Annotated in this window: 6 protein-coding genes; all 6 read left to right on the top strand. The window is 33.5% G+C overall.

All coding sequences use genetic code 11. The annotated features are described in order from the left end of the window. Positions 1 to 422, top strand: a 422-nt coding sequence (locus CRG87_RS06370) for a glutamate ligase domain-containing protein (protein WP_409454859.1), incomplete at its 5' end; no start/stop codon positions are given. Positions 423 to 438: 16 nt separating this feature from the next. After that, complete coding sequence (locus CRG87_RS06365) at positions 439 to 1,185, top strand: aspartate/glutamate racemase family protein (RefSeq protein ID WP_074426010.1); 747 nt, start codon at positions 439 to 441, stop codon at positions 1,183 to 1,185. 95 nt (positions 1,186 to 1,280) lie between these two features. Beyond that, positions 1,281 to 1,988 carry a coenzyme F420-0:L-glutamate ligase gene (locus CRG87_RS06360; RefSeq protein ID WP_074426009.1) on the top strand — a complete coding sequence of 236 codons (708 nt, stop codon included), beginning with the start codon at positions 1,281 to 1,283 and terminating at the stop codon, positions 1,986 to 1,988. 411 nt (positions 1,989 to 2,399) lie between these two features. Further along, entirely contained in the window at positions 2,400 to 3,203 is an 804-nt protein-coding gene (locus tag CRG87_RS06355; protein ID WP_074426008.1) for an ATP-binding cassette domain-containing protein, read from the top strand. Between the two features lie 2 nt (positions 3,204 to 3,205). After that, positions 3,206 to 3,943, top strand: a complete 738-nt coding sequence (locus CRG87_RS06350) for an ATP-binding cassette domain-containing protein (protein WP_165775967.1) — start codon at positions 3,206 to 3,208, stop codon at positions 3,941 to 3,943. A gap of 186 nt (positions 3,944 to 4,129) precedes the next feature. Continuing rightward, positions 4,130 to 6,814, top strand: coding sequence for a sigma 54-interacting transcriptional regulator (locus CRG87_RS06345; RefSeq protein ID WP_074426006.1), 2,685 nt, complete (start codon positions 4,130 to 4,132; stop codon positions 6,812 to 6,814). The last annotated feature ends 60 nt before the right edge of the window (positions 6,815 to 6,874 follow it).

Here is a 6,874-nt window from a genome sequence, read left to right as displayed (position 1 = left end):
TGGCTTTAATGGGCTTCATGCAACGCGAATTTGATAATCCAAAAATCATAGTAGTAGTCGGTGCACCTGGTGATAAGGGTATTTCACGACGTCCTGGTTTTAGTAAGAGCTTGAATGCCTATGCTGACAAGGCCTTTTTGACAACTGATGATCCAGGTTTTGAAGATCCAATGGAAATCTGCCAAGAAATTGACGCGGGAATTGATCACTCTAAAGTTGATGTCACAATCGAATTAGATCGACAAAAAGCAATTTATGATGCAATTAGTATGTCAAAAAATGGTGACGTCGTTCTAATCTGTGGTAAGGGTGAAGATGGCTTCCAAAAAGTTCGTGGTGTCAATACTCCTTATCCTTCTGACATCAATGTAGCCCAGCAAATGATTAATGAGCTGGAAGGACAGAACGAGCACTTTAAATAGTGAGAAAAGCGCAAAAATGAGAAACTTTTTTACAATTCTTGGTGGTATGGGAACAATTGCAACAGAAAGTCTTGCAAGACAACTTAACCACCGAATTAAAATCACTAAAGACCAAGACTATTTAAATTATGTTTTGGTTAATGACGCCCAAGTACCTGATCGAACAGCCTATATTAAAGACCATTCCAAACCAAACTTTTTTATCAATTTGCGTGAGGATGTTTTACAACAGGCGCAATTAGGTCCTGATTTCTTTATTATGCCGTGTAATACAGCACACTATTTTTATGATGACCTTGCTAGTCTAACTGATGTCCCTTTCTTGCATATGATGCGGATTGCAGTGCACCGGTTTGTTGAAGAATATCCTAATGAGCAGAAAATTGGCGTAATTGCGACTGAGGGATCAATTTATGACCATTTATATGTTGATGAAATTACGGCAGTTGGCCGTCAGGCAGAACTGGGTGGTCCTGAAATTCAGCCGATGGTTACTGAACTGATTTATACTAACATCAAGCAAATGGGTGTAGTGGACGCAGAACTATATCATAGTATTTTGCGTAAGATGCATGATGAGTACGGCTGTAACGTTATTTTGTTAGGCTGTACCGAACTTTCTTTAGCCCAAGAAAAAGCCCCTGATCATCCTTATAAGGTGATTGACCCACAATCAATCATTGCTGATGTAGCGATTGAATTAGAATTGAAAATTCGTGCGGGGATGAATCCTAAAGAGGCAGTAAAGAAGTATTTATACTAAAAAAAGTTTCACTTGCAATTGTGAGTGAAACTTTTTATTTTTATATAAATGATATTTTGTTATTAGAAGGCGAAAAATATTGTAGAGGGACAAAGATGATTACAATTAGCGAACTTAATGGTGTACCAAAAATTACTACAGCATGTGACTTGCCAAAAGTATTGGCAAAAACTATAAAAAAAGAGAAATTTAATGTGTCCAATGGCGATATTATTTGTGTGGCTTCTAAAATATGCTCGTTGGCAGAAGGTAATATTGTCGACTTAAACCAAGTAGTACCTTCTGCTTTAGCACAGAAAATTCATAAACAAATTTTAAGAAAGGATTCTCGTATAATTCAAGTGATAATTGATCAAACTGGGGATCCAACTGGCAAAAGGCTAGAAATGGATGATGGCTATATTGGGGCATGGTTACCTAATGGACTTTGCTTGACTAGTGGCGGAGTGGATAAGGGCGAAAATAATACTGCAATTACCTTACCGAAAAATTGTGATGCGTCTGCGCAAAAAATTAGCCAAACTTTTTTACAAGAATTAGGTGTTAAAGTTGGTGTGATTATCACTGATAGTGATGGAAGGAAAGATAAAAAGGGTGCAAACCAAATAGCTGTCGGATTGTATGGTCTAAAAGGTTTAAGAATTAATGAAGCTGCCGGAACTGCTGAAACACTGTGTGACATGTTGGCGTCTGCTGCAGGCTTAGTAATGGGTCAACGCGGAGTTAATATTCCTTTAGCTTGCATACATGGACTGAAATATGAAGAGGATTTCCAAAGCAGTATTGAGGATACGGTTAATTAAAATAAAACGTTGGTGGAAATTTTTAAAGAGGCTATGGTAGGTCTGATTAAATTTTTGCCCATTAAGTGCAAAAACGTGTATAATAAACAATAAAAATTAAGGAATTATAAAGATGATTAGCAAAAGATTAAATATGCACTTGAATTTAAATGTTAAAGATATTGATATAGAAGATGCACTATCTTTTGCTAGTCTTTGTGAGCCAATCAATCTTACTAGACTGTCTTACCGCATACGATAATTTTTTGTTTATCTGAATAAAAAACTAAGATCAATATGTTAATAACATATTGATCTTTTTTCTTTATAACGAAGTTCAGTGGTGAGTTTGAACGTGTCTTACTAAAAATATCAAAACTTTAAATATACTTGCATATCAGTCTTTATGCTAAACATGTAAGGAGATTAGTTATGGAATATATAAAAATTGTAAATCTACAAGTAAACAATAATGGCCAAGAACTATTCACTGCTGCCAACTTAAGCATCACTCAACACCAAAAAATAGGCTTAATAGGACTTAACGGCTCTGGCAAGACTACTATGTTAAGAATAATTAATAAGCAGCCAAGCACAATGGACATAAAAGAAAATATAGTAAGGCTTTGTGATACATATATGGTGCCACAGCTTTTAAATCATGACAGAAAAAGTGGGGGAGAAAAGGAAAAAGAAGCTATTGCTTCTGCAATCAAAAAGGTAAATAAAAGTAAACAAGCTGTGTTATTACTTGATGAGCCGACAGCTAATTTAGATATTGTTCAACAAAAATGGTTGGTTGAGACGCTTAATAGTTTCAGTAAGCCGGTGCTAATCGTAAGCCATGACCAAGAATTTCTTAGAGAAGTTGTAAATACCGTTTGGTATATCGAAGATAATAGCGTCAATGAATTTAAGGGAACATATGTTGAGTATCAAAAAAAGGAAGAAGATGATATACGGCGTGAAGAAACACAATATCAATTAAAGAAAAAGAAAATTAACAACTTAAGAAAAGTACAAAGGCAATTGGAGAGTAAAGGACATAGTGCGACTAAGAAGAAAAAGAATAGCTCTTGGTCTGATTGGAAAATAAAGGACTCGAATAAAATTGAAAAAAAGCTATTGCACTCAAGCAAAATTATGTCTAAAAAGATAGACCGCGAAATGAGTCAATTAAAAAAGCCTGTTACGCGGCATCCAATTACATTGAATATTTTAAAGTCTCTAACTTAGAGTTGAAGGCAAAAGACAGTTTGTTAAGAATTGATGCACAAACTATTTATCGGGAAAATAGAGCGCTTTTCAAAATTGATGAAACATTAAAAATAAAGAATAAAGAGAAAATTATTTTGACTGGGGAAAACGGCTGTGGAAAAACATTCTTTTTGACTGAATTGATAAACAATTTATTAGCTGAGTGGATAAATCCTAAAGCAAAAATAGGCTTTTTTACACAAGATGTTATAAGTGAGGTTAACAACTCTAAAAAAGTCGGTAATGAAATCAAAAAAAGCACTGTTTTTGATGAAACGACTACTAGGCAGCTATTGGGCGACTTACACTTAGGTAATTGTTTGAATATGTCAGTATCAAGCCTGAGTGGGGGACAATTAGTGTGCTATAAGTTAGCTCAAATTTTGTTAGGTGAACATAATATGTTAATACTTGATGAACCAGATAACTTCTTAGATATTTCGTCTATAACAGCATTAACTTCATTTCTAAAAAATTATCCTTTTTCCGTAATAATCGTTACGCATGATAAAAGTATCATAAACGAGTTGAATTTTTCAAAGTGGCAAATTGCTAAAGGCAAGTTACTGTTGCCAAATGCAGCAAGTAAGGATACAGATGCTGAATTAAGCTTGTTAAGATACAAGCGAGATGAAATGATGGCTGACACTTCGATTCCTATTTCCCAGATTCAAGAAATGTCTAAGCAGATAGCAGAATTAGAGAAGGAACAAAAATAGTTCCTTGCTATTAAAAAATAGATAATCAATTAAAAAGAATTTGGAATTTCCAAATTCTTTTTGCTTGATATGAAAGGATATAAGCTTAATGTGATTTGAAAAGTATTCTTAAATATGATAAATAAAAGCTGATAAATTTATTAATTAATCATGTGATACATTTTAGGAAAAGGGAGGCATGAAATTATGAGTGATCTAGAAATTGAAATATTGGACTTAGTCAAACGACAAACGCAGTTATTCATGAGAAATTATGATTTGATGGAAGCACCAACAACGAATTTTGTCGTTGAAAAAACTGATGCTGAGCGTTCGGTGATAAGTAAAAAACTCAATCAATTATATAAAAGAAAAAAGCTAATTAAAATTAACACAAGACCGGTAATTTATCTGCGTTTTGACAAAAACACATATTCTACAAGTACTTACGATAGTATTAAAGACTTCAAAAATGAATATCAAGATGATCTTTGGAAAGAAATTATCGGTTGGAATGGAAGCTTAAAAGAAGTAATTGAGCAACTAAAAGCATCATTACTATATCCGCCTGCAGGTCTGCCAGCAATCACTTTTGGTGAGTCTGGGACAGGTAAAACTTTTTTAATCAAAAAATTATTTCAATACGCAAAATCATATGGTGTTTTAAATACTGATGCACAATTGATCGTTATTAACTGTGCGCAGTATGCTAATAACCCTGAATTATTGTCTAGTGTTCTTTTTGGTTACGTAAAAGGATCGTTTACTGGAGCAGACAGTGATAAGGCAGGGGCACTTGCATCAGCTAACGACGGGATTTTATTTTTAGACGAAGTACACCGATTAAGTCCAGAAGGACAAGAAAAGTTATTCACATATTTAGACACTGGGAAATATTCTCCGGTTGGTAATGACGCTAAAAAAATCGAAAGTAGAACTAGACTATACTTTGCAACAACTGAAAAAGAAGAGAACTTCTTAAATACATTTTTACGCAGAATCCCAATAAAAATTAAGCTGCCTACACTTGATCAGAGAGGGACCTATGAGAAAAGAGCTTTAACGACTACTTTGCTAATTGAGCAAGCAAAAAGAATTAATTGTGATATCGAAATTTCAAAACAGTGTATTGGTTTGATTAATCATTGCCATTTTAAAGCTAATGTTGGGGAACTAAAGAATTTGCTTCAAAATATTGTGGCCAAAAAATATGCACAAGCTATAAACAAGCAGCGAGTTGAGATTAAGATTGGTGATTTACCAAGTAGTATTTTAAAGCAGCAACGTACAACTAACTTTGCAATGACGCAAGAAAAAAACAAATTAATTTTTCATCCAGACGATACGGAAAAAGATCATATTTGTATTGATGATAAAGAGTTTTTTTCAAAAATGTCATATTCGTGGCAAAGGCTAGATCAACTACAGCTAGGTAATGTTAAAAAAAGGAAACCTTATTATGAAATTGTTCAACAAGAAACTCACGAAATTCTGTATTCGCTTTATAGTACAGAACGGTCAATTATTGCAGATTACACTGATGCAATAACAAGTATTTTTGATGTGGCTCAGATAGATTTTTTAAATCTTAAAAACCTATCCCTATACGATTTAGCAATCTATATTTACTATTTAATGCGAAATGAAGCAAGTATTGATTTTACTAAAGACATGAATCTTAGTTTAGTTAATAAACTCTTCAGCCCAGAAATACAGATAATTGATAAATTGGCTCCATTAATCGAAATGCATTTTGAAGTTAGCTTGAGAAAATGTGATCGCATTTGGTTGGCAATTTTGATTTCTAATAATGATTTGACGGTTTTACCACAGATACCAGCAATTTTAGTTGCTCACGGTTATGCCACTGCCAGTAGTATGAGTGACACTTGTAATCACTTTTTACAAAATGCAATTTATACTCCAGTTGATTTGAAACCAGACGTTTCCAGAGCAGAAATGATTAGTTATTTGAAAGACTTAATTAAAAGGATTAATCCACAAGAAGGTCTGGTCGTTCTGATGGATATGGGTGCACTGGAATCGATTATTGAACCTATCCAAAATGAGTGTGATTGTGAACTACTCGTAATTAATAATGTCAGTATGTCCATTATGCTTGAGATCGGTAACCAATTAATGTTGAAAAAAGATCTACAAACAATTCAGGGAAATTTACCTAAAAATACAATTGAAAGTAAGCTATGTGTTCCAAAATTATCAGTTCCCGCAACAATCATAACTACATGTATGACAGGAATGGGTAGTGCACAGAGAATAAAAAACATTTTAAGCCAAAGTTTTCATGGTTTAGTGAATATGCAAGTGGAAGCATATGACTATAAGGAGCTAGTTAATTACCAAGATTCAGATTTGCTTAAGAAGAAAAATGTTGTTGCGATTGTAGGAATTGATAATCCTGATGTTGAAGGAATACCTTACTTTGGTCTTGAAGAAATAATGACCGGTGAAAAAATCAAAGACTTAGAAGCTGTTCTAAAACCATATTCTAGTCAAGATAACCTTGAGTCATGGGAAAAACAGTTAATTAAGAACTTTTCATTAGATCGAATTTTGGATTCCTTAACGATTATTTCGCCCAACAAAGTTATGAATGTTATTGGTAAGTACATTCAAGAAGTTCAGCAAGATTTAAACAAGAAAATTTCAAATCGTGTACAAATATCTTTATATGTTCATATTGCCAACATGATTGAAAGAATCATTCGGGGAAATGAGATTAAAGAATATAATGGCGATAACAAATTAATTGTTAGGGACAACTGCTTTAGTGTTCTAAAAAAATATAATAGTGTGCTAGAAAATAGTTTTGCAATTAAGATCAACGACCCTGAAACCGCTTATATTAGAGACTTGATTATGCATGACTAGTTTCATGCACACTAACTTGGCACACTTTTTGCTTTTAGATAATTGAAAGAAATTAAAAGC

The organism is Lactobacillus apis, from assembly GCF_002837055.1.
Lineage (GTDB): Bacteria > Bacillota > Bacilli > Lactobacillales > Lactobacillaceae > Lactobacillus > Lactobacillus apis.
This window is presented reverse-complemented; position numbering and strand designations above follow the sequence as displayed.

Excerpts from the sequence above, each read along its gene's own strand:
- CRG87_RS06365 (WP_074426010.1), top strand. The coding sequence starts at position 439 with ATGAGAAACTTTTTTACAATTCTTGGTGGTATGGGAACAATTGCAACA.
- CRG87_RS06360 (WP_074426009.1), top strand. The coding sequence starts at position 1,281 with ATGATTACAATTAGCGAACTTAATGGTGTACCAAAAATTACTACAGCA.
- CRG87_RS06355 (WP_074426008.1), top strand. The coding sequence starts at position 2,400 with ATGGAATATATAAAAATTGTAAATCTACAAGTAAACAATAATGGCCAA.
- CRG87_RS06345 (WP_074426006.1), top strand. The coding sequence starts at position 4,130 with ATGAGTGATCTAGAAATTGAAATATTGGACTTAGTCAAACGACAAACG.